General features: G+C 75.3%; 19 protein-coding genes. 8 read left to right on the top strand and 11 right to left on the bottom strand.

Translation table 11 applies throughout. From position 1 onward, the window contains the following. Positions 1 to 26 precede the first annotated feature (26 nt). Positions 27 to 2,474, bottom strand: a complete 2,448-nt coding sequence (locus tag RNC47_RS18745) for an outer membrane protein assembly factor BamB family protein (RefSeq protein WP_311600230.1) — start codon at positions 2,472 to 2,474, stop codon at positions 27 to 29. Between the two features lie 219 nt (positions 2,475 to 2,693). On the opposite strand from RNC47_RS18745, the gene RNC47_RS18740 reads away from it, so the two are divergent. Both RNC47_RS18740 and RNC47_RS18735 read left to right on the top strand, forming a co-directional pair. Then, positions 2,694 to 3,347 (top strand): TetR family transcriptional regulator, encoded by a 654-nt coding sequence (locus RNC47_RS18740; protein WP_311600228.1) that lies wholly within the window; start codon positions 2,694 to 2,696, stop codon positions 3,345 to 3,347. A gap of 114 nt (positions 3,348 to 3,461) precedes the next feature. Then, positions 3,462 to 4,619 carry a flavin-containing monooxygenase gene (locus RNC47_RS18735; RefSeq protein WP_311600226.1) on the top strand — a complete coding sequence of 386 codons (1,158 nt, stop codon included), beginning with the start codon at positions 3,462 to 3,464 and terminating at the stop codon, positions 4,617 to 4,619. Between the two features lie 179 nt (positions 4,620 to 4,798). Here the strand turns inward: RNC47_RS18735 and RNC47_RS18730 are convergent, their stop codons facing one another. Further along, positions 4,799 to 5,272 (bottom strand): ATP-binding protein, encoded by a 474-nt coding sequence (locus RNC47_RS18730; RefSeq protein WP_311600224.1) that lies wholly within the window; start codon positions 5,270 to 5,272, stop codon positions 4,799 to 4,801. A gap of 186 nt (positions 5,273 to 5,458) precedes the next feature. Continuing rightward, complete coding sequence (locus RNC47_RS18725) at positions 5,459 to 5,833, bottom strand: STAS domain-containing protein (protein WP_311600236.1); 375 nt, start codon at positions 5,831 to 5,833, stop codon at positions 5,459 to 5,461. A gap of 291 nt (positions 5,834 to 6,124) precedes the next feature. On the opposite strand from RNC47_RS18725, the gene RNC47_RS18720 reads away from it, so the two are divergent. Continuing rightward, on the top strand, positions 6,125 to 6,691 hold the full coding sequence (locus RNC47_RS18720; protein ID WP_311600223.1) for a sigma factor: 567 nt from the start codon (positions 6,125 to 6,127) through the stop codon (positions 6,689 to 6,691). Between the two features lie 143 nt (positions 6,692 to 6,834). Further along, the gene (locus tag RNC47_RS18715) at positions 6,835 to 7,995 is read left to right on the top strand and encodes a zf-HC2 domain-containing protein (protein ID WP_311600221.1); all 1,161 of its coding nucleotides are present in this window, start codon (positions 6,835 to 6,837) and stop codon (positions 7,993 to 7,995) included. Between the two features lie 16 nt (positions 7,996 to 8,011). Here the strand turns inward: RNC47_RS18715 and purU are convergent, their stop codons facing one another. The 4 genes from purU to RNC47_RS18695 form a co-directional block, all read right to left on the bottom strand. After that, positions 8,012 to 8,896, bottom strand: coding sequence for a formyltetrahydrofolate deformylase (gene purU, locus RNC47_RS18710; RefSeq protein ID WP_311600219.1), 885 nt, complete (start codon positions 8,894 to 8,896; stop codon positions 8,012 to 8,014). Between the two features lie 43 nt (positions 8,897 to 8,939). Next, a complete protein-coding gene (locus tag RNC47_RS18705) occupies positions 8,940 to 9,386 on the bottom strand; it encodes an SCO4402 family protein (RefSeq protein WP_311600217.1) in 447 nt (148 codons plus the stop codon). A 65-nt stretch (positions 9,387 to 9,451) separates the two neighbouring features. Then, complete coding sequence (locus tag RNC47_RS18700) at positions 9,452 to 11,128, bottom strand: hypothetical protein (RefSeq protein ID WP_311600211.1); 1,677 nt, start codon at positions 11,126 to 11,128, stop codon at positions 9,452 to 9,454. Between the two features lie 98 nt (positions 11,129 to 11,226). Further along, positions 11,227 to 12,615, bottom strand: coding sequence for a transcriptional regulator (locus RNC47_RS18695; protein ID WP_311600210.1), 1,389 nt, complete (start codon positions 12,613 to 12,615; stop codon positions 11,227 to 11,229). Positions 12,616 to 12,924: 309 nt separating this feature from the next. On the opposite strand from RNC47_RS18695, the gene RNC47_RS18690 reads away from it, so the two are divergent. Then, the gene (locus tag RNC47_RS18690) at positions 12,925 to 13,557 is read left to right on the top strand and encodes a bifunctional DNA primase/polymerase (protein ID WP_311600209.1); all 633 of its coding nucleotides are present in this window, start codon (positions 12,925 to 12,927) and stop codon (positions 13,555 to 13,557) included. Positions 13,558 to 14,350: 793 nt separating this feature from the next. Here RNC47_RS18690 and RNC47_RS18685 read toward each other — a convergent pair. After that, on the bottom strand, positions 14,351 to 15,223 hold the full coding sequence (locus tag RNC47_RS18685; protein WP_311600208.1) for an alpha/beta fold hydrolase: 873 nt from the start codon (positions 15,221 to 15,223) through the stop codon (positions 14,351 to 14,353). Positions 15,224 to 15,378: 155 nt separating this feature from the next. Then, positions 15,379 to 16,071: a metal-dependent transcriptional regulator gene (locus RNC47_RS18680; protein WP_311600206.1), complete on the bottom strand. Its 693-nt coding sequence runs from the start codon at positions 16,069 to 16,071 to the stop codon at positions 15,379 to 15,381. 134 nt (positions 16,072 to 16,205) lie between these two features. Between RNC47_RS18680 and RNC47_RS18675 the strand changes: the two genes are divergently transcribed. Continuing rightward, a complete protein-coding gene (locus tag RNC47_RS18675; RefSeq protein ID WP_311600204.1) occupies positions 16,206 to 16,985 on the top strand; it encodes an SIS domain-containing protein in 780 nt (259 codons plus the stop codon). A 24-nt stretch (positions 16,986 to 17,009) separates the two neighbouring features. Here RNC47_RS18675 and RNC47_RS18670 read toward each other — a convergent pair whose 3' ends face one another. Further along, complete coding sequence (locus RNC47_RS18670) at positions 17,010 to 18,404, bottom strand: PAS domain-containing protein (RefSeq protein ID WP_311600202.1); 1,395 nt, start codon at positions 18,402 to 18,404, stop codon at positions 17,010 to 17,012. A 405-nt stretch (positions 18,405 to 18,809) separates the two neighbouring features. Then, positions 18,810 to 19,508 carry a pyridoxamine 5'-phosphate oxidase gene (pdxH, locus tag RNC47_RS18665; protein WP_394814812.1) on the bottom strand — a complete coding sequence of 233 codons (699 nt, stop codon included), beginning with the start codon at positions 19,506 to 19,508 and terminating at the stop codon, positions 18,810 to 18,812. Positions 19,509 to 19,663: 155 nt separating this feature from the next. On the opposite strand from pdxH, the gene RNC47_RS18660 reads away from it, so the two are divergent. Both RNC47_RS18660 and RNC47_RS18655 read left to right on the top strand, forming a co-directional pair. Continuing rightward, positions 19,664 to 20,746 (top strand): citrate synthase 2, encoded by a 1,083-nt coding sequence (locus tag RNC47_RS18660; protein ID WP_311600200.1) that lies wholly within the window; start codon positions 19,664 to 19,666, stop codon positions 20,744 to 20,746. Further along, the gene (locus tag RNC47_RS18655; RefSeq protein WP_311600198.1) at positions 20,746 to 21,576 is read left to right on the top strand and encodes a PhzF family phenazine biosynthesis protein; all 831 of its coding nucleotides are present in this window, start codon (positions 20,746 to 20,748) and stop codon (positions 21,574 to 21,576) included. The genes RNC47_RS18660 and RNC47_RS18655 overlap by 1 nt, the downstream gene beginning before the upstream one ends. The last annotated feature ends 16 nt before the right edge of the window (positions 21,577 to 21,592 follow it).

Raw genomic sequence — 21,592 nt, 5'->3', positions numbered from 1 at the left:
GGCCGAAGCCAGGCGCAGCGGACCCGTTAGGACTGCGCCTGCCGCGTGCCGCGGGCCGCGTCGAGGGCGTAGACGCAGTGGTCCTTGCTGCACGCGAAGACCATGCCGTCCGACGCCGCCGGCGTCCCGGTGATCGCGCCGCCGGTCTCCAGCTTCCAGCTGAGGCGGCCGCTGACCGCGTCCAGCGTGTACAGGCAGTGGTCCTCGGAGCCGAAGTGCAGGCGGCCGCCGCTCACCACCGGGGAGCCGACGATCGCGGCGCCGGCCGCGAAGCGCCAGCGTGGTGTGCCGCTGACCGCGTCCAGCGTGTACATCGCCGAGCCGCTGCCCAGGTGGACCAGGCCGTCGGCGACCAGGACCGGGTCGGTGCCGGCGCGGGCCTCCGTGGCGATGCGCCAGCGGTCGTCGCCGGTGGTGACGTCGAGCGCGTAGACCGTGCCGAGGTAGTCGGCGAAGTAGATGCCGGCCGCCCGGCTGCGCGGCGACTCGTACGTCGGTGGGCAGAGGATCGCCGCCGGGGCGTCGAAGCGCCACCGCTCGGCGCCGGTGCCCGCGTCGAGGGCCAGCACGCGGGAGCCGGCGCTGACGTACACCACGCCGTCGTCCGTGGGGGCGACGCGGACCGGGACGCCGCCCGTCACCGAGGTGTCGCCCACGGGGTGCCGCCACAGCTCGGCGCCCGTGCGGGCCTCCAGCGCGTAGAGCAGGCCCTCGCCCCACAGGTAGACCACGCCGCCGTGCACGACGGGCGCGGTGTCCTGGGTCTCGAAGTCGGTCTGGGCGCCGGAGAGCTCCCACAGCTGCTCGCCGTTGGCCGCCTCCCAGGCCTGGACGCCGCCGCCCCTGGTGGCGGTGACCACGGTGCCGCGGTCGGCGCGCAGGGCGTAGATCCAGCCGTCGATCGCGATCCGCCAGCGGTCGGTGCCGTCCGTGGCGTCCAGCGCGTAGAGGCTGGGGCCGTCCGAGGCGAGCACCCGGCCGCCGCTGACGGCCATCGACCAGGCGACCTCGCGGGTCTTGAACTGGCGCCGGCCGCTGGCCACGTCGAGCGCGTGTACCTCGAAGGAGGTGACGTAGAGGAGGCCGTCGCGGACGACGGGCGAGCCCCACAGGTCGTTGTTCATCCGGAACCGCCACGGACGCCAGCGGGCGGGGGCCTGTGCCTGGGCGGGCGGGGCGACGGCCGGGGCGCCGGTGACCTGCTGGCCCGGGTGGGCGGTGCGGGGGCTGGCCATGGGGGCCGCCGGGGCGGCCGTGGGCGGCCGGGCCCAGTCGGGCGAGTGCGGCACCAGGTGGTCGTCCGGTCCCGCGGGCTCGCCGCGCTGCGGTCCCGGGCCGATCGGCACGCGGGCGCCCGGCAGCCGCACCGGGTCGTCGGTCGGCGCGGGGGCCGGCGGTGGCGGGGCGGCCGCGACGGGGGGCCCGGCGGGCGGTGGGGTCGGCGGCGAGGACGGCATGGGCGGCGGCGCGGCCGGCATCGGCGGCGGGGTGAGGCCGGGCACCGGGACCGGCGCCGAGGGCGAGACCGACGGCGGTGGTGGGGAGGGGGACGGGGACGGCGCCGCCGGCACCGCCGCCGGCGCCCGGCCTCTGCGCGCCTCGATCAGCGCCACCGCGGCCGGCGGCAGCCAGGCCGAGGCGTTGCCGCTGTCGTCGCTGGCGGCGAAGAGGTGGGGGGCGAGCTCGGCCTGGAGGTCGGCCGGGGTGGGCCGCTCCTCCGGCTTGTGCGCCATCAGCGACTCGATCATCGGCCGCAGCTCGTCGGGCAGCCCCGACAGGTCGGGCCGCTCCCGCAGCAGCATGAACACCGTCTCCACCGGGTTCGCCCCGTGGTAGGGCGGGTGTCCGGTGGCGGCGAAGACCAGGGTCGAGGCCAGCGAGAACACGTCGCTGGCGCCGCTGACGCTGCGCGAGTCCCGCGCCTGCTCGGGCGACATGTAGGCGGGGGTGCCGACCGCCACGTTGGTCATGGTCAGGCGGGTGTTGGAGACGCCGGAGGCGATGCCGAAGTCGATCACCCGGGGGCCGTCCTCGACGACCAGCACGTTGGACGGCTTCATGTCCCGGTGCACCAGGCCGGCGCCGTGGATGGACTGCAGCGCCTCCGCGATGCCGGCCGCGAGCCAGCGCACCGCGGGCACCGGCAGCGGCCCGCACTCGCTGACGATCTCCTCCAGGGAGGGGGCCGGCACGTAGGCGGTGGCCAGCCAGGGCACGGCGGCCCGCGGGTCGGCGTCGACCACGGCGGCCGTGTAGAAGCCGGAGACGGCGCGCGCCGCCTCCACCTCACGCGTGAAGCGCACCCGGAACAACTGGTCCTCGGCGAGCTCGCTGCGCACCGTCTTGATGGCCACCCGCCGCCCGGACGCCGACCGGGCCAGGTACACCAGGCCCATGCCTCCGGCGCCCAGCCGGCCGAGCACCTCGAACGGCCCGATCCGCCGCGGATCGTGCTGCGTCAGCTGCTCCACCACGTGCCTGACACCTCCCCGTCCGGGCTCCGCTTCGCCGCCCTACGCAGCATCTCATTGCCCACCGACACCTGCGGACCTCCGGGACGATTCTTCCCTCAGCGAGGGGCCGTGGCGAACCCGGGGTCGGGAATGAGCTTTCTGTCATGAAACATCCGGAGCCGCCCCCCATTCGGCTGCGATCAAATCGCGCCGTGATCGCGCGTAGATAAGCTGACTTGCATGACAGGACAGGTAACGACCGTCGACGGCCGGGTCGCCGGCCGCAGAGGTCAGGCAACGCGGCAGAAGCTCCTCGACTGCCTGGGCAAGATGCTGGGGAGCTCCCCCTACCGAGACGTCAAGGTGATCGACGTAGCACGCAAAGCGGGCACGTCACCGGCCACTTTCTACCAGTACTTCCCGGATGTCGAGGCCGCGGTCCTGGAGCTCGCCGAGGAGACGCTGCGCGAGAGCGCCGCCCTCGCCGAGCTCGTCGAGGGCCGCTCCTGGGCCGGCAAGGCCGGCTGGCAGACGGCGGAGGACCTGGTGGACGGCTTCCTCGCCTTCTGGCGCAAACACGACGCCATCCTGCGCGTCATCGATCTGGGCGCGGCGGAGGGCGACCGGCGATTCGTCCGGATCAGGACCCGGGTGCAGGGAGCGGTCGTGAAGCCGCTCGCCGAGTCCATCGACGAGCTGCGCACGCGCGGGCGCGCGGCGGACGGAGGCGCGCCCCCGGTGGCCGTCGCCGGCTCGCTCGTCACCATGCTGGCCGCCGTCTCCTCGCAGCCCAAGAGCCTCCAGTCGCTCGGCGCCAAGCAGGCCGACCTGCGTCCCGCGCTGGCGCTGCTCGTCCACCTCGGCGTCACGGGCCGCAAGCCGACCGCCAAGTAGCGACGACGCCGCGGGGCGCCGCCGCCCGGCCCCTGTCACCGGGCCGGCCCGCCCCCACGCGCGCCGCCGCGCACCCTCTGTCAGCTGTCGGACCGGCTGCGTATGCTCGACGCCATGCCGCAGCCGACCCGTGAACCGGGCCAGAACACCACCCCCGTGTACGTCATAGGCGCAGGTCCGGGCGGCCTCGCCGTCGCCGCCGCGCTCGGCCGCCGCGGGGTGCGCACCGTCGTCGTCGACAAGGCGGACGCCGTCGGATCGTCCTGGCGCGGCCACTACGACCGGCTCCGGCTGCACACCACCCGCCGCTGGTCCTCGCTCCCCGGCCTCCGCATCCCGCGCTCCGCCGGCCGCTGGGTCCCCAGGGAGGCGTTCGTCCGCTACCTGGAGCAGTACGCGCACCACCACCGGATCGACCTGGCGCACGGCGTCGAGGTCTCCCACATATCCCGCGCCCCGGACGGCGCCGGATGGGTCCTGGAGGCCAACGGCGGCCGCCTGCTGCGCACCCCGGCCGTGGTCGTCGCCACCGGCTACAACCACACCCCCCGGCTGCCCGACTGGCCCGGCATGGACGGCTTCCCCGGCCAGCTGCTGCACGCCGCCGACTACCGCGACCCGGCGCCGTTCGCCGGCAGGGACGTCCTGGTCGTCGGCGTCGGCAACACCGGCGCCGAGATAGCCGCCGACCTCGCCTTCGGCGGCGCGGGCCAGGTCAGGCTCGCGGTGCGGACCCCGCCGCACATCATGCGCCGCTCCACCCTCGGCTGGCCGAGCCAGGCCAGCGCGATCCTGGTGCGGCGGCTCCCGGTCCGGCTCGTCGACGTGCTGGCCAGGCCGGTCGAGCGCGCCGTCCCCGACCTCGGCCGGCACGGGCTGCCGCGCCCCACCACCGGCCTCTACTCGCGGGTGCGCGAGGGCGCCATCCCGGTGCAGGACGTCGGCCTGGTCAAGGCGGTGCGGAAGGGCCTGGTGCGGCCGGTCGCCGCCGTGTCCTCGTTCGACGGCGCCAAGGTGACGCTGGCGGACGGCGCGACCATCACCCCCGAGGTGGTGATCGCCGCCACCGGGTACCGGCGCGGCCTGGAGCCGCTCGTCGGCCACCTCGGGCTCCTCGACGGCAGAGGCAGACCGCTGGTGCACGGTAGACAGAACCACCCGGCGGCGCCCGGGCTCTACTTCACCGGATTCACCAACCCCATCAGCGGGATGCTCCGCGAGATCGCCAGGGACGCCGAGAAGATCGCCGCCGCCATCGCCCGGCGGCGCTGAGCGCCCCTCCCCGCGCGGAGGAGGGGGCCCAACCGGTGATCCGTACTCGCCGAGGTCCACCCGCGACCGGGCCGACGACCTCGACGTCCCCTCGCAACGCATCACCCCAGTCCGCCGGATCCCGCCTCCGAGGGATCCGCCGGAACCCTTCCTCAGGGTGATCAAGCCAGCACGGCTCGTCAATACCTGGCCGGAACCTTCCGTTCCCCTCGCGGCTCGCGGCGCCGCTCCCCACCAGCCGGCGCGCGCCGGGTCGGCGGGCAGGTCAGCTCGCACCAGACCCGCTTGCCCGCCCCCTCCTCCTGCCACCCCCAGCGGTCGGCCAGCAGTTCCACGAGCTCCAGGCCGCGGCCGCCCGTGTCCTCCCCCGCCGCGCGCCGGGGACGCGGGGCGCGCGCGCTGTCGTCCACCACCTCGAGCCGGACCGAGTCGGGCTCCCGCACGGCGAGCCGCAGCAGCGCCGGCCGGCCCGTGTGCACCACGGCGTTGGTGACCAGCTCGGACACCAGCAGCACCAGCGTGTCGGTCTGCGACTCGTCGGGACAGGCCGGACAGGACTGCCCCCGGCCCAGCTGCGCACGCACCCACCTTCGGGCGCGACCCACCTCGGAGGGCTCGGGGGCGACCTCCAGTTGTTCGTCCAGCTCCTGCACCGTTCACACCATCCGAACCGGCGGACCATTCGCCTTCACCGGGACACAACCCCGGCTGTGCTCAGCATGATTGACGGGCGAGTCGGACAACAAGCGCTTGAGGAATAATCCGGCGCAAAGGAGTAAGGACGTGGCGAACTGTACGATCCCTGAATCGTTACGAGTTCGAACAGAAGGAAGGCGAGCCTACGCCGTCAGCGGGGCGTCGGCGCCCCCCACCGCGGCGTCCAGGTCCGGGTAGCAGTCGAAGAGCCGGCGCACGCCGAGCGCCGCCAGCACCCGGTTCACGTGCGAGCCGTCCTCCGCGCCCCGCGCCGGCAGTATCAACCGGAGTTCGCCGGCGCACGACCGCATCAACCGGCGCGCCGCCACCAGCACCCCCACCCCGCTCGAGTCGCAGAACAGCACCTCGGACAGGTCGAGCACCAGACGCCGCCGCCCGTCGGCGACGGCCTCGTGCACGCGCTGGCGGACGCCAGGCGAGGTCGCCAGGTCGAGCTCGCCGACCACCCGCACCACGGTCCACTCACCCCGCTGTTCTCCCCGCATTCTCAACGTCACCGCCCGCTGCCCTTCTGTGCTCACTCGCTCACCGTGCCCGGCCACTCCGCGCCCGCTTCTCTGCGCCCTGCCCACTTTCGGCGGGACCACGCGTCATATGCCGGCGCGCATGTGCCGCGAACCAGCCATGTCGGCCACCCGAACGAGGGATGGTCTGACGGGAACCGCGCCCCCGCCCCACGATGTGAGCGCTCGGGGGGCGCGCCCCGACACCACCGCGCACTACATTTGACGCGCGGACGGGCTCGTGAGTTGTTCGCCGACGGACGGGAAGCGGGAAGAGGTTGCCGGATGGCGCACGAGACGCCGCCACAGTGGGACCGCGACATGTGCCAGCGGTTGCGGCGCGGCGAGGCCACCGCTCTCGCCGAGGTCTACGACCGGTTCGCCTCCCTCGCCTACGGCATCGCCCAACGCGTCCTCGACGACGAGGAGTTCACGGCGGGCGTGACCCACGACGTGTTCGCCGGGCTCTGGGCGTCCCCGCACGCCTTCGACCCGCGCCGCGGCCCGATGCGGTCCTGGATCGCCGAGGAGGCGCACCGCGTCGCCGTCGACCGGCTGCGCCGCCGCCCCGGCGTCGGCCGTGACCCCGACGAGGTGGCCGCCAAGGTGCGCGCCGCCTCCACCGCGGCCCGCGCCGACTACATCGTCACCGCCATGCCGGCACCGCTGCGGGACGCGCTCGAACTCACCAGGTTCCAGCGGCAGGACTGCGCCCAGACGGCCGCGCGACTCGGCATCACCGAGGCCGAGGCGCGCCGCCGGCTGCGGCTCGGCCTGCAACTGCTCTCCTCCGCCCACCGCTACACCGCCGAAGCGCCGTCGCCCTCGCCCGCGCCCTCGGAGGGCTCGTGACCACCCCCACCCCCTGGGAGAAGTCCCTGACGCGCGACGGCCGACCGGCTCGCGTACCCTCGCCGCGCGACCGGGGTTCCCCACCCGACGGGCGGGGAACCCCCGCGCCCGTCACCCCGCGGCGAAGGGAGGCGAACGAGAGCATGGCGGACCGGCCGGAAGATCCCAGGACCGGCGACCACCAGGAGCTGATGTCGCTGCTCGGCGCCTGGGCGCTGTCCGCCTGCGCGCCGGAGGACACCGAGCGCGTCGAGGCCCACCTCAACGACTGCGGCCGCTGCGCCGAGGAGGCGCTGCGGCTGCGGGACGCCGCCCTGCTGCTCCAGCCGCAGGGCAGCCTCGATCTCGACCCCAAGCTGCGCGCCCGGGTGCTCGACGGCTGCCTCGCCCGCCGGCCCGCGACCCAGCCGGTCCCCGCCTGGGCGGCGCCGCTCGACTCCGAGGCCGCCCGTCTCGACGCGCTGCTGAACGACATCACCGAGGACGAGTGGCGCACCCCCGTGGAGCTGCGCTGGTTCGACGACCACGAGGGCTGGCTCGGCAGGACCACCACCGTCTCCGGGGTGCTCGACCACCTGCTCGCCGTCGACGGCCTGTTGGCCCGCGCCGTCGGCCTGCCCGACGTCCTGCCGGACGCCGGCGACGACCCCGTGGCCCGGACCGAGGCCCGCTGGGCGGGCGCGCGGCGCGAGGCCGACGCCTGGCGGTCCTGGCGGGAGCAGACCCAGGCGCTGGTCCGCGCCGCGGCCGGCACCGGCGGCAGGACCGGCGAACGCACCGTGCCCCGCGCCGCGTTCGGCGACCCCGCCCGGCTGCCGGGCACCGGCCCCGAACTGCCGCTCTCGGACGCCTACCTGGACCGCGCCTTCGCCTGCTGGGTGCACGCCGACGACATCGCCCGCGCCGTCGAGTACCCCTACGACCCGCCGCTCGGCCCACAGTTGCGGCAGCTGGTCGACCTGGCCGCGCGCCGCCTCCCGCAGAGCATCGCCCGCCGGCGCCGCGCGGGCCTCGCCGTCTCCCAGCCCCGCCTCACCACGGCCGGCACGCCGGGCCGCACCCTCCACCTGGAGGTCGAGGGCCCGGGCGGCGGCCACTTCTACATACCGCTCGACTCGCCCGTGGCCACCGTCTCCCGCACCGCGGCCCGCGAGGCGGTGGCCCGCCTCGCCCTCGACGACGTGGTCTTCTGCCAGCTCGTGGCCGGCCGCATCACCCCCGACGAGGCCGCCTCGGGCGGCGAGGGCGACCTGCTGGTGATCCGCGACGTGCTGTGCGCGGCGGCCGCGCTCTCCCGGCTGTGAGCAGCCGGAACAGGGCCTAGTCGAACACCACGGTGCGGCGGCCGTTCAGCAGCACGCGGCGCTCGCTGTGCCACTTGACGGCGCGCGCCAGGGCCTGGCACTCCACGTCCCGGCCGACGGCGACCAGTTGGGACGGGGTGAGGCCGTGGCCCACGCGCTCCACCTCCTGCTCGATGATCGGGCCCTCGTCCAGCTCGGCCGTCACGTAGTGGGCGGTGGCGCCGATCAGCTTCACGCCCCTGGCGTGCGCCTGGTGGTACGGCTTGGCGCCCTTGAAGCTCGGCAGGAAGGAGTGGTGGATGTTGATGATCCGGCCCGGCAGCCGCTTGCACAGGTCGTCGGAGATCACCTGCATGTAGCGGGCGAGCACCACCAGCTCGACCTCCTCGTCCTCGACGATCCGCAGCAGCCGCGCCTCCGCCTCCGCCTTGGTGTCGGCGGTGACCGGGATGTGGTGGAACGGGACGTCGTAGGAGGCGGACAGCTCGGCGAAGTCGGTGTGGTTGGAGACGACGCCCGCGATCTCGATCGGCAGCGCGCCGATCCTGGCGCGGAACAGCAGGTCGTTCAGGCAGTGCCCGAACCTGCTGACCATCAGCAGCACCCGCATCCGCTCGTCGGCCCGGTGCAGCTGCCAGTCCATCCGGAAGGTGTCCCCGACCGCGGCGAAGCTGGCGCGCAGCTTCTCCAGCGTGACCGGCTCATCGGCCGCGAAGTGCACGCGCATGAAGAAGAGCCCGGTGTCCCGGTCCCCGAACTGCTGGCTGTCCTCGATGTTGCAGCCGGTCATGAAGAGGAAACTGGACACGGCGTGCACGATGCCCGGCTTGTCGGGGCAGGACAGGGTGAGCACGTACTGCGGCCCTGGGGCCGCCGCGGGGGTGGTGGGCGAGGACGTCATGCCGCCAAGCGTGGCACACCGCGGCCGGGGGCCGCGCACCCGCTCAGACGGTGTGCAGGACCGCGGCCAGCTCGTCGAGCGAGCGCGGTGGCGTGTCCGGGTCCTCGCCGTCGTTGGCCGCCAGCCTGAGGTGGGCGTCGCGGGCCGCCCGCACCGCCTCGGGCCAGGCGTGGTGCTGCAGGTACCCGGAGGCGGGCGCGTCGGCCCCGACCTGGTGGAGGATCCGCAGGAAGCGCAGCACGGCGACGTCCACCAGCGCGGCCTCCTGGCTGTCCCGGAAGACCGTGCCGACGTACTTCTCGGCCGACCAGTTGTCCAGCCAGGTGTCCTCGACCAGCCGGTAGACGGCGTCCGTCACGTCCCCGTATCCGGGCACGCCGGGGAGCCAGACGCCCTGCTGGAAGGCGGGGTCGGAGAGCATGTGCAGCGCCGAGCGCACGTTCGCGCGCCAACGCCACCAGGGCATGTCGTTGAGCGGCATGCCTGCCATGGTGGATGAGCGGCGGGGCTGACGGGAAGACCTTTCCGAACCTTGCACGGGAAACGATCGTACGGCTACAGCTGGTTGGACGTTCGCTCCGGGAGGCCGTACTGGGTGGCGATGGGGTTCCACAGCTGCGCGGCGCGCTCCTTCGCGGTGGTGGCGCGGCCGCTGGCGGCGTCGCCCAGGTTGGTCCGGTCGGTGCGGCCGGCTCCGCCGCCCCGGCAGACGGCGGGGTCGGTCCTGGCCTCGTCGGCCCAGTACGCGTAGTGGTCGTCGGCCTCGGCGGAGGCCTGCCATGCCTCGGTCAGGGCGGCGGCGAGCGCGGTGCCCTCCGGGAGGGCGTCCAGGGACAGCGTGTTGAGGCGGTCGACGAGGCCGTTGCGCTGGGCGGCGGCGGCGCGCAGGTTGTTCGCGGCGGCGTCCAGGTTGGTGCAGCCGCCGATGTCGGCGACGGCCTGGATGACGGAGTCGCGGCTGGCGCTGCTGTCGGCGAGCAGCGCGGAGAGCGCCTCGGCCTGGGCGCGGGCCTCCGCGTCGGCCTCGGCGCCGGGCTCCGCCCCGGCTTCGGCGTCGGTCGAGGCGTCGGTCGAGGGATCGCCCTCGGCGGACTGGTTCCCGCCTTCTTCGGTCTCGGCGGTCTGCTCGACCGTCGGCTCCCGCGATTCGTCACCGCCACCGAGCAGGGCGCCGCCGAGGAGGCCGAGCACGGCGCAGCCGGCGATGACGGCGAGCGCGATGCCGAACGGCTTCCGCCGGTCGCCGCCGGCCCGCGGCGCCGGCTCGGGCGGGTACGGGTAGCCGCCCGCCGGCGGCGGGCCCTGGGGTGGCCCGGCGGACGCCGCGTGGTCGAACAGGGCGCTGAACTGGCCCTGGGGCTGCGGGTGTTGCGGGGGCGGGGGCGCGGCGTGGCCGGCCGGTCCCCGGGGGCCTGGTCGGACGGCGCGCAGCTGGGTGGTCGCGTCGTCGACGACGGGCCGTCCGAGCCGCGCGGTGGCCTGGTCGGTGGTGGCGGCGGGCACGGGCGGCATGAGCGTGGTGGCGGCCTCGCTCGCGGCGTTCCCCGGGACCGGCGGGATCAGCTGGGTGGGCGCCTCGCCGGCGTTCGCCGGCACCGGCGGGATGAGCTGGGTGGCGGCCTCGTCGCCGCCGGTGGCCGGGACGGGCGGGATGACCTGCGTCGGCGCGGCGTCGGCGCCGCCGCCCGCCGGTACGGGCGGGATCAGCTGGGTCGGGGCCTCGTTGTCGCCGGCCGGGGGTCTGACCTGAGGGCTGAGCTGGGTCGCCGCCTGGTCGAGTCGGGCGGGGGCCGGCGGCGCGGGCGGGGTCGACGGCCGCTCGGGCGTCGCGTGTCTCGGGAGGGCGGGTCCCGGCGGGCCGGCCGGCACGACCGGGCTGAGCTGGGTCGGGGCGTGCTCCGGGCCGCCGGCGGCGGGCGGCGGTGGGGTGGCCGGCCGCTCCGGCGTGCCGTGCTGCGGGAGTGCCCGTATCTGCGCGGTGACCTCCACGGCCGGGATCGCGGCCGTGTCCTCGCCGCCGCCGGGGGGCGCGGGCGGCACCGGCGGCGCCGACATCGCGGGGCGCGGCGGCTCGCCGGTCGCGCCCGGCTGGCCCGGGCCCCACGGCTGACCCCACGGCTGACCGGCCGAGGGGGCGGCCGAGGCGGGGGTGGGCGGCCAGGGGTCGCTGTCCGCCGGGGGCAGTATCACGCCCTCACGGGCCTCGTCGTCCCGTCCGCTGTGGGTGGTCACCAGGCTCCTCGCTTGTTCCAGGCCGATTCGCCGGGCCACGCTACCGGCTCCCGAGGAGAGTCGTCGCGCCGTGGCCCGGTCGTCAAGTCACCGGCGGCTCACGGCGACTGCCAGCGCGCCGCGAACTCCCGCACCCGCGGCTCGGCCCGGTGCGGTTCGAGGCGTGCCCTGAAGTCAGCGAAGTACTCGGAGCCACGGCCGGAGCGCAGTCCGTGCAGCAGCGTGCCGGCCTCGTCCGCGGTCTGGCAGGCGTGTTCGAGATCACCCTCCTGCAGCTGGCCGGTGGCCAGCAGCAGCAGGCCGACCGCGCGGCGTCGCGCCCGGCCGGGCGGGTGGCCGGCCAGCGCCTCGGTGGCGCGCTGCTGGGTGGCCCGGCCCTGGCCCAGGTCCCGGTGGCAGTGGGCGAGTTCGTCGGCGAGGTAGGCGGCGTCGAAGTGGGCGACCCAGGCCGGTTCCTCGCCCGACGCGTCGCCCGCCCGCTCGAACGCGGCCAGCGCGCCGGCGGCCACCCGGCGACAGCTCTCGCGGTCGCCGAGCTGTGCGTGGCCGCGGGCCTCGGCGGCCAGGAACAGCGCCTCGGCCCTGGGGGTGATCCGGCCGCGGGTGCCCTCCTGGGCGGCCCTGGCCAGCTGGATCACCTCGCGCGGGTTGCCGAGCTCGGCGGCGAGATGGCTCATTCCGGCCGCCAGCACATAGCCGCCGAAGCCCCGGTCGCCGGCCGCCTGAGCGAGCCGCAGCGCCTGGATGTAGTAGCGCTGGGCGAGCCCGGGGAGGCCGGTGTCGATGGCCATGTAGCCGGCCAGCTCGGTGAGCCTGGCGGCGGCCCCGAACAGCTCGCGGCCCACCGCCTCCCGGTAGGAGCCGCCGAGCAGCCCGGCGACGACGCTGTTGAGGTAGTGCACGACGACCGGCCTGACGTGCCCGGCGCCCCACCGCCGGTCCAGGTCGATCAGGGCGGCCGTGGTGGCCCGCACGGCCTCCACGTCTGCGGTGCCGACGCGCGGGCCGGAGGCGCGGGCCACCTCGGTGTCGGCCGGGGTGATGAGCCAGTCGCGGCTCGGCTCCACCAGCGCGGACGGCGCGACCTGGGCGCCGCCGGCCGCGTAGGGCCCGGTGGCGTCGACGGTCTCGCGGCGCACGACGTCGGAGCGCCACAGCTCGGCGGCCTGGTCGACGCTCTCGGCGAGCCCCGCGGCGAAGTGCAGGCCGACGGCCGAGGTGAGCTGGCGGGACGCGCCCATGCCGATCTCGTCCACGGTGACCGCGCGGCCGAGCTTGCGGCCGATGGCGTCGGCGATGATCTCGGGGGCGCGGCCGCGCGGCTGTTGGCCGCGGATCCAGCGCGCCACGGACGTCTTGTCGTAGCGGAAGTCGAGGCCGCGTTCGGCGGCGCACATGTTGACGCGGCGGGCGAGGCCCGCGTTCGAGCAGCCGGCCTCGCGGATCAGGGCCAGCAGTCTCTCGTTCGGCTGGCGTGCGGGTGGCACACCCTGGTGGCGCCTTCCGGTCGTTACCGGGGGGAGAAAACTCGCGGACGGTCTGGCAGTCATCACCGGCTCCCTTGCTGACGGGCTGCCCGGGGAGATCCCGGCACATCACTGCCCGTACAGCCCCGACTCCATCCCGTATGCCCCTCCGGATGCACCGATGCGCCCCGCGTGCGGGACCGGCCGGAACACGCCAGTCGCGCGCCGGGCCGTAACCCATCCGGAGCAACGGGCGTTGGTGCGGGCGTGGATAAGCCCATCGGAGTCTCCCCGCGAGCCACCAGACCGACTGTGTCCCCCCTGTCCTCGATGTCCCCGACCCTGACCGTCCCACGTGCCGAATCGCTGCTCGAGCACGCCGTCCGCTACACCGACGAGCGCCGCTGGGACGTCCTGCCCGGCACGTGGCTGGAGACGAGCCGCGGCAGGATCGGTTGTTCGTGCGCTGTTCCCGGGTGCCGCGCGCCCGGCGCACACCCCACGCGCCCCGATTGGACCGCGCAGGCGACGGGAAGTGTGGCCGCCGCCCGCCGGCTGTGGACGGAGGAGCCACGCGCGGCGATCCTGCTGCCGACCGGCCGCTCGTTCGACGCGCTCGAGGTCTCGGAGACGGCGGGCTGCCTGGCGCTGGCCAGGATGGAGCGGATGGGCGCGGCGCTCGGTCCTGTGACGCAGACGCCGTTCGGCCGGATGCAGTTCCTCGTGGCGCCGGGGAGCGCGCCCAGGGTCCCGGGGCTGCTGCGGCAGTTGGGCTGGGCCGCGGTGGGTCCCGAGCTGACGGTGCGGGGCGAGGGCGACTTCGTGGTCGCGCCCCCGACCCGGGTCGGGGCACGCGGCTCGGTCCAGTGGGTACGCCCCCCGAACCCGGCCAACCGATGGCTGCCGGACGTCGAGGACCTCCTGGCCCCGCTCGCCTACGCCTGCGGCCAGGAACCACGCTGACGTGCGTGCCGCCGCGTAGCGGCGGGAGAGGCCACCGGCGGGTGCCGGGCCCGGCGCGCCGCCGGTGCGGTGCCGCGCCGACGCGAAACCGCGCCCTCGCGGAGCGCACCGCCGGGCGGATGCCCGGCGGGCCGGCAGCCGCCGCGGTCAGGTGTCGAGCCGGCAACCCGGCCGCGCGCCGTGAGCACTCTCCGGCCGTGCCCGGCCCGCGGCCTGGCGCGGCGAGCCGCCGTCACGGCCAGGCGCCGCACACCGACGACGCAGCCCGGCCCGCCGCCAAGCCCCGCGCAGCAGCGACGCAGTCGGGCCGCGCCTGAACCGCCCGTCCGCCACCACGACGCGCCGCTCAACGCGGCGAGCCACCGCGGAACGGCAATCAGCCGCGCCCACCGCCAGGCGGAGCGCACCGCGAGCCGCCGGCACGGCCCAGGCGCCGCGCAGCGGCCACGTACCCGGCTCACCGCCAGGCGGCACGCGGGCCACACGCCCGAGCTCTACGCCAGGTCCGGCACGCCCGCCACCACCGCGCGCCGCGCGCCCCGGCGAGCCTCCGGCAGGGCCGGGCGCCGCCAGGCGCCGCGCAGCGGCGACGCAGCCGGGCCGCGCCCGAACCGCCCGTCCGCCACCACAACCCGCCGCTCAACGCGGTGAGCCACCGCGCAACGGCAACCAGCCGCGCCCACCGCCAGGCGGAGCGCACCGCGAGCCGACGGCACGGCCCAGGCGCCGCGCAGCGGCGACGCGGCCCGGCCCAGCCCGCCGGCAGGCGGCGCGCGGCGGCGCGGTGCGGGGTCTACCGCTTCGCGGAGCGTCGCGGTGCCGTCTCGGTGAGGAAGGGTTCGACGATGGCGCGCCATTCGTGGGGGCGTTCGAGGTGGGCGAGGTGGCCGGCGTCGGGGATGTCGGCGTAGCGGCCGGCGGGGAGGACGCGGACCATCTCGTGGGCCTCGGCGCGGCCGAGCACGCCGTCCACGCCGCGGATCACCAGCGTCGGGCAGCTGACGCCGGCCAGTTCGTCCCAGTGGGCGTCGTGGGCGAAGCCCTCCCTGGCGGCCAGCATCTGGCGGCGGGAGAAGACCGGCCGCCAGCCGTCGGCGCGCTTGGCCATCACGGCGGCGAAGAACTCGCCGCGGGCCGGGCTCGGGTGGTCGAGCGAGGGGTCCTCCTCGCCGAACCAGCGCCTGGCGGCGGCCCGGCTCGGGAAGGGCAGGGGCCAGGAGGAGAGCCAGCCGCGCAGCTCCCGCTGGGAGACCGCGCCGAGCGCGGCGGCCCGCATGTCGCAGATGACGAGGGCCCGCACCAGGTCGGGGCGGCGGGCCGCGAGGCGCCAGGCGATCAGCGCGCCCATGGCGTGGCCGACCAGCGCCACCCGGCCGAGGCCGAGGCGCTCGATCACCGCCTCGACGTCCGCCACGAAGACGTCCCGGTCCAGCGGCCAGCTGCCCGGCTTCTCGCTCCGGCCGTGGCCGCGCTGGTCGAGGGCCACCACCCGGTAGTGGCGGGAGAGCCAGCGCGCGGCCGACGCCCAGTGCTCGGCCCGGCCCATCAGGCCGTGCAGCAGCACCACGGCGGGCCGCTCCTCAGCGGCCGGGTCGCCGCCCTCGGTGAACTCCCAGGCCGCGAGACGTACGCCGCCGTGCCCCACCACGTCCACGCACCGCGCCATGACCTCCGTCCCTTCCTCCGGCCTCGGGTGACCGAACGACCGAAGACCACGATATCGAATACGAGTTCGAAAGCCGTGTGAGATAAGCGACCGATACGAAGGGCCCGCCCCGGAGAGCTCTCACTCCTCCGGGACGGGCCCGCGCCGCCCGGGTGTCACCCCTTGGCGACGAACACGTGCATCGCGACGTGGTGCGCCAGCTCGGCGGACTCGCCCCCGCTGCCGACCTGGACGGACCCGCCGGAGCCCGCCGTGACGCTGACCGAGGCGCCCGGCTGCACGCCGGCCCGCCGCAGCGTGTGCATGACCTGCGCGTCCGTCTGGATCGGCTCGCCGATCCGCCGGACCACCACCGTCTTGCCGCCGTCCGAGTCCAGCTCGGAGAGGGCGACCATCCCCTCGGAGAGGAACGGGTCGGCCTCGCCGGCCTCGCCGAGCTCGGCGAGCGCCGGGATCGGGTTGCCGTAGGGCGACTCGGTCGGGTGGTTCAACAGCTTGAGGACCCGCCGCTCGACGGCCTCGCTCATCACGTGCTCCCAGCGACACGCCTCGGCGTGCACGTGCTCCCACTCCAGGCCGATCACGTCGACCAGCAGACACTCGGCGAGCCGGTGCTTGCGCATCACACGCTGGGCGAGGCGCCGCCCCTCGGCCGTCAGCTCCAGGTGGCGGTCGCCGGCGATGGTGAGCAGGCCGTCCCGCTCCATCCGCGCCACCGTCTGGCTGACGGTCGGACCGCTCTGCTCGAGACGCTCGGCGATGCGGGCGCGCATCGGTACCACCCCCTCCTCCTCCAGCTCCAGGATGGTGCGGAGGTACATCTCGGTGGTGTCGATGAGTCCGGACATAAAGCGCCCCTCGATATCTCGTGCGGTGGCCCTGTGCCAATTCTGACGCACGCCACCGACAACCGTTCCCGTTCGACCGCGCGAGGTGCGTGCGTCTTGACACCGCTCTGGTCCAGACCATTACGGTGTGGGGCGTGACGGAGAACACCCGCGGCGACGTTTCCCCCGCCACCCTCGGCGGTCGCTTCCTCGACGCCGCCATCGGGCTGCTGGGCGAGGTGCGCGACCGCGAGGGCGCCGCGATCGCCAAGGCCGCGGCCGCGATCGCCGACACCGTCACCGCCGGCGGCCGGCTCTTCGCCTACGGCGCCGGGCACTCCGCGCTCCCCGCCCACGACCTGGTCTACCGGGCCGGCGGCCTGGCCCTGGTCAACCTGCTGACCGTCCCCGGCACCAGCGGCGTCGACGTCTCCCCCGCCACCCTCGGCAGCGCCCTCGAACACGTCGGCGGCCTGGCCACCGCCGCGCTCGACAGCAGCCCGGCCGAGGCCGGCGACCTGCTGATCGTCGTCTCCCTCTCCGGCCGGAACACGCTCCCCGTCGAGATGGCAAGCCATGCCAGGGCCCGCGGCCTCACCGTGATCGGCGCGACCTCGGCGGCCTACGCCGAGCTCACCAGATCCCGTCATCCCTCCGGCACCTTCCTCAGGGACCACTGCGACGTGGTCCTCGACAGCCACGTGCCCTACGGCGACACCACGTTGACCAGCGACGGCGTCGACGCCCCGTTCGCGCCCGCCTCCACGGTCGTCACCTGCGCGCTGCTCCAGGCCGTGGTCGCCGAGGCGGCCGGCCTGCTCGCGGCCCGCGGCACGCAGCCGCCGCTGCTGCGCTCGGCCAACGTGGACGGCGGCCATGAGTGGAACGAGCGCGTCTTCGCCGAACACGCCGACCGCATCCTCTGGCGCCGCTAGCCCGCTGGCCAGTCAGCCAGCCAGCTAGGTCCGCGCCGGACCGTGCAGGTCGACCGCCGACGCCACCCGCAGCGCCACGTCCTCGCCGTAGGCCGCGTCCGCGCGGTCGAACGGCCGTCGGCTCGCGCCGCGCAGGAAGGTGAGCACCCCCAGGCTCCGGCCCCGGCTGCGCAGCACCACGCACAGCGCGTGCTCCGCGTCCTTGGGCCAGCGGTGCTCCACCGCCCAGCTGGACCGGGAGACGCCGCCGGTGGCCCGCACCGCCATGCCACGCTCCAGTGCCTGGAGCGCCGGATGGCCCTGCCGGTAGCGGACGGCCACCCCGCGGGCGCCCGAGGCCGCGCCGAAGGCGCCGGGGCTCTCGGCGGTCCGCACCAGGGTGGCGGCCTTGGGCGAGACGGTGTCGAGCAGCGCGTGGTCGGCGAAGCCGGGGAGCGCGTAGTGGAGGTGGAGCACCGCAGCCTCCAGCGGGTCCTCGCACTCGGCCGCCGCCCTGGCCGCGCGCGACAGCTGCTCGTCCCTGAACCGCCGCCTGGCGACGCCGCGCGCCTGCCGCCTGGCGCGGGTGACGTCCTGGAAGACCCAGGCCACGCCGAGCGGCGCCGGCTCGGGACCGGCCGGCGCGCCGAGCCGCAGGAAGCCGCTGACCAGGCAGCGTCGGGCGTCCCCCGAGGGGCCCGAGCTCGGCTCGCCGAAGCCGTCCTCGTGGGTGCCGTCGTCGAGCAGCGTCAGCCACAGTTCGACCGGGCCGGCCGGCGGCTGGCCGGCGAGGGCCTGTTCGAGGCCGCTCTCCAGCTCGTCGAGCCCCGCGCCGAAGAACTCGCCGAGCGGCTCCCCCAGCATGTCGACCGGCGTCACCGCGAGCGCCTCGGCCGCGGCGTCGTTGACGGCCACGGTGCGCAGGTCGGCGTCGAGCAGCACGGTGGCCCAGGAGCCGCACTCGCCGAGCAGGGCCTCGCTCAGCGCCAGGTTCCGCTCCAGGTCGAGCTGGGCGTGCGCCTCGCCGAAGGCGCAGTAGACGCCGGTCGGCCGGCCGTCCGGCTCCCGCACGGCCGTGGTCTTGGCCCGCACGAGTATCCGGCCGCCGTCCTTCCTGACCAGGGGGAACTCCTGGAAGGGCCGTCCTGCGCCGTCCTCGGCCGGCGACCGCAGCGCGGCCAGCAGCCGGTCCATCACGTCGGCGGCGTCGGCCTCCCGCACCGCCCAGCCGCCGAGCCCGGCCCGGCCCACGGCCTGCTCGCGCGACCAGCCGAGCATCCGCTCGGCCTTCCGGTTCCAGTGGGTGATCCGGCCGGCGGTGTCGACCGCGAACAGAGCCGCCTCCATGCCGTCAAGCAGTGCGGCCAGCAGCCGGTCGTCGGCGGTCGTGGCCCTGCCGGGGGCCGAGACCCGGCCGGAAACCTCGGAGTGAGTGGTCACCTGGTACCCCCAGCACAGGAGAGTGAGCCGCCTGTCGCGTGCGCCGGACCATTCAACTGCACGGTGACGCCCGTCACATAGGGTTCGGCCGAATCTGGTGCTCGTGGGACCGCTTCGAAATTCGCTTGTGACACCCCGGGGGCGGCGCCTAGCGTGTGGGCTACACGAGAAGGGAGGTGGTTCGGCAGATGTATGACAACCGGACGCGTGAGGTGACTGCGGCCTAGCGGTCGCCGTCCCACGACGTGTGGTGCCGGCACCGCCCGGCAATACCAAGCAGTCACCCGATCCGCGGGCCGCCGGTAAGTCCGGCCGGCTCCCCGGGGCCGCGAGGCCCGGGGGACCAGGCCCGCGGATCGTTCTTTTGCTCTTTTGAGTTCCCTTTCAAGGGCAGAGGCGCTCCCCTTAAGGGCAGAGGCGCTCCACGGCCCACCCGCCGCCCGCCCGCACATACCGCAGCCGGTCGTGCAGCCGGTTCTCCCGGCCCTGCCAGAACTCGACGGCGTCGGGCACCACCCGGTAGCCGCCCCACTGCGAGGGCGCCGGCACGTCCACGCCCTCCGGGTAGCGGTCGGCGAGCTCCGCGTACAGCTGGTCGAGCTCGGCGCGCGAGGCCACCCGCGACGACTGCTCGCTGGCCCACGCGCCGAGCTGCGAGCCGTGCGGCCGGGTCCTGAAGTAGGCGGCCGTCTCGTCCCGCCCGGTGCGCTCCGCGGTGCCGGAGACGATCACCTGGCGGGCGATGCCGTGCCAGGGGAAGAGGAGCGAGACGAGCGGGTTCGCCTCGATGTCCCGGCCCTTGCGGGAGCCGTAGTTGGTGAAGAAGACGAAGCCGCGCCGGTCGAAGCGCTTGAGCAGCACCGTCCTGCTGCTGGGGCGGCCCGCGGCGTCCGCGGTGGCGAGGACCATCGCGTTGGGCTCGTGCAGCCCGCTGTCCACCGCCTGCGCGAACCAGTGCTCGAACTGCTCGAACGGGTCGGCTGCCAGGTCGCTCTCGTCGAGGCCCGCGTCACGGTACCTGGCGCGCATCGCGGCCGGATCGAGCTGCGGGCTTGGGGCTTGGGGGGCGTTGTCGGCGTGGGACACGCCGATATCTTGCAACATGCCGCCGACAGTCTCGCCGGGCTCGGAGTTTTGTCCCGTGCTCTGTGGCCCGGTGACACCGGGAGTTAAGGTGACGGCCAGACTTATCGTGCGAATTCATCGCGTGCCGCCCCCACCACGAGGCGCGCGCCACCGCGCTACCGAGGAGCCGCCTGATGTCCGAGTTCGTTCCCGGGCTCGAGGGAGTCGTCGCGTTCGAGACGGAGATCGCCGAGCCGGACCGGGAGGGCGGCGCCCTGCGCTACCGGGGCGTGGACATCGAGGAGCTGGTCGGCCAGGTCACCTTCGGCGAGGTGTGGGGCCTGCTGGTGGACGGCTCGTTCACGCCGGGGCTGCCGCCGGCCGAGCCGTTCCCCATCCCGGTCCACTCGGGGGACGTGCGGGTGGACGTGCAGGCGGCGCTCGCGATGCTGTCGCCGGTGTGGGGGCTGCGGCCGCTGCTGGACATCGACGCCGCCCAGGCGCGTGACGACCTGGCGCGGGCCGCGGTGATGGCGCTGAGCTTCGTCGCCCAGTCGGCGCGCGGCGCGGGCCTGCCGATGGTGCCGCAGCGCGAGATCGACAAGGCGGACAGCATCACCGAGCGTTTCCTGCGCCGCTGGCGCGGCGAGCCCGACCCGCGGCACGTGGCCGCGCTGGACGCGTACTGGATCTCGGCCGCCGAGCACGGCATGAACTCGTCGACGTTCACCGCCCGCGTCGTCGCCTCGACCGGGGCCGACGTGGCCGCCGCGCTGTCGGGCGCGGTGGGCGCGATGTCGGGACCGCTGCACGGCGGGGCGCCGGCCCGGGTGCTCGGCATGATCGAGGAGATCGAGCGGAGCGGCGACGCGGAGGGCTATGTGCGGCGGAAGCTGGACGCCGGCGAGCGGCTGATGGGTTTCGGCCACCGCGTGTACCGGGCCGAGGACCCGCGCGCCCGGGTGCTGCGGGAGACGGCGCGGGAGCTCGACGCCCCGCGCTACGAGGTGGCGGTGGCGCTGGAGCGGGCCGCGCTGGCCGAGCTGTCGGCGCGCCGCCCCGACCGGGTGCTGGCCACCAACGTGGAGTTCTGGGCGGCGATCGTGCTGGACTTCGCCGAGGTGCCGGCGCACATGTTCACGGCGATGTTCACCTGTGCGCGGACGGCCGGCTGGTCGGCGCACATCCTGGAGCAGAAGCGCACCGGCCGGCTGATCCGGCCCTCCGCGCGCTACGTGGGTCCGGCCCCGCGCGGGCGTGACGAGGTGGCGGGCTGATGGCGTCCCACGAGTTCGTCATCGCCGACGTCTTCACCGAACGAGCCCTGAGCGGCAACCAGTTGGCGGTCTTCCCGGACGCGCGTGGGCTTTCGGACGCCGACATGGCGGCGCTCACCCGGGAGTTCGGCTTCTCGGAGACCACGTTCGTGCTGCCGCCGGACGATCCGGCGCACACCTGCCGGGTGCGGATCTTCAACCCGGCCGAGGAGATGGTGTTCGCCGGCCATCCCACGGTCGGGACGGCCGCCGTGCTGGCCGCGTCGGGGCGCGCGTCGAGCGGCCGGCTGGTCTTCGAGGAGGGCATCGGGCCGGTGCCGGTGGAGGTCTCGGGCTCCTTCGCCCGCTTCACGGTGACCGCGCCCTACGAGTCCCCCGAGGAGCGCCCGGACGTGCCGGCCGTGGCGGCCGCGCTCTCGCTCGCGCCCAGGGAGGTCGTCGAGGCGTGGTTCGGCGGCCTCGGCAACCGCTTCTGCTACGTGCGGCTGGCCGACCGGGCCACGGTGGACCGGGTCGTGGTCGACGTGGCGGCCCGGCGCGCGGGTCTCGCGGGCGCCTGGTCGTCCGACCTGTATGTCTTCGCCGGCGACGACCGGCCGTACGCCCGTTCCTTCCCCGACACCCCGGCCATCCCCGAGGACCCGGCCACCGGCTCCGCCGTCACCGGCCTGGTCGCCGCCCTGGCGAAGGGCGGCGAGCTGGCGGTCACCGTCGAGCAGGGCGTGGCGATGGGCCGGCCCAGCGTGATCGAGGCCACCGCGCACGCCTCGGGCGCCGTCTCCATCGGCGGCCACACGGTGGTCGTCGGCCAGGGCACGATCAGCCTCTAGCCGCTGGCCGACGCCC

The organism is Streptomyces millisiae (assembly GCF_031845425.1).
GTDB classification, from domain to species: Bacteria; Actinomycetota; Actinomycetes; order Streptomycetales; family Streptomycetaceae; genus Streptomyces; species Streptomyces millisiae.
Note: the sequence above shows the minus strand (reverse complement) of the source record. Positions and strands in the feature narration are given on the sequence as shown.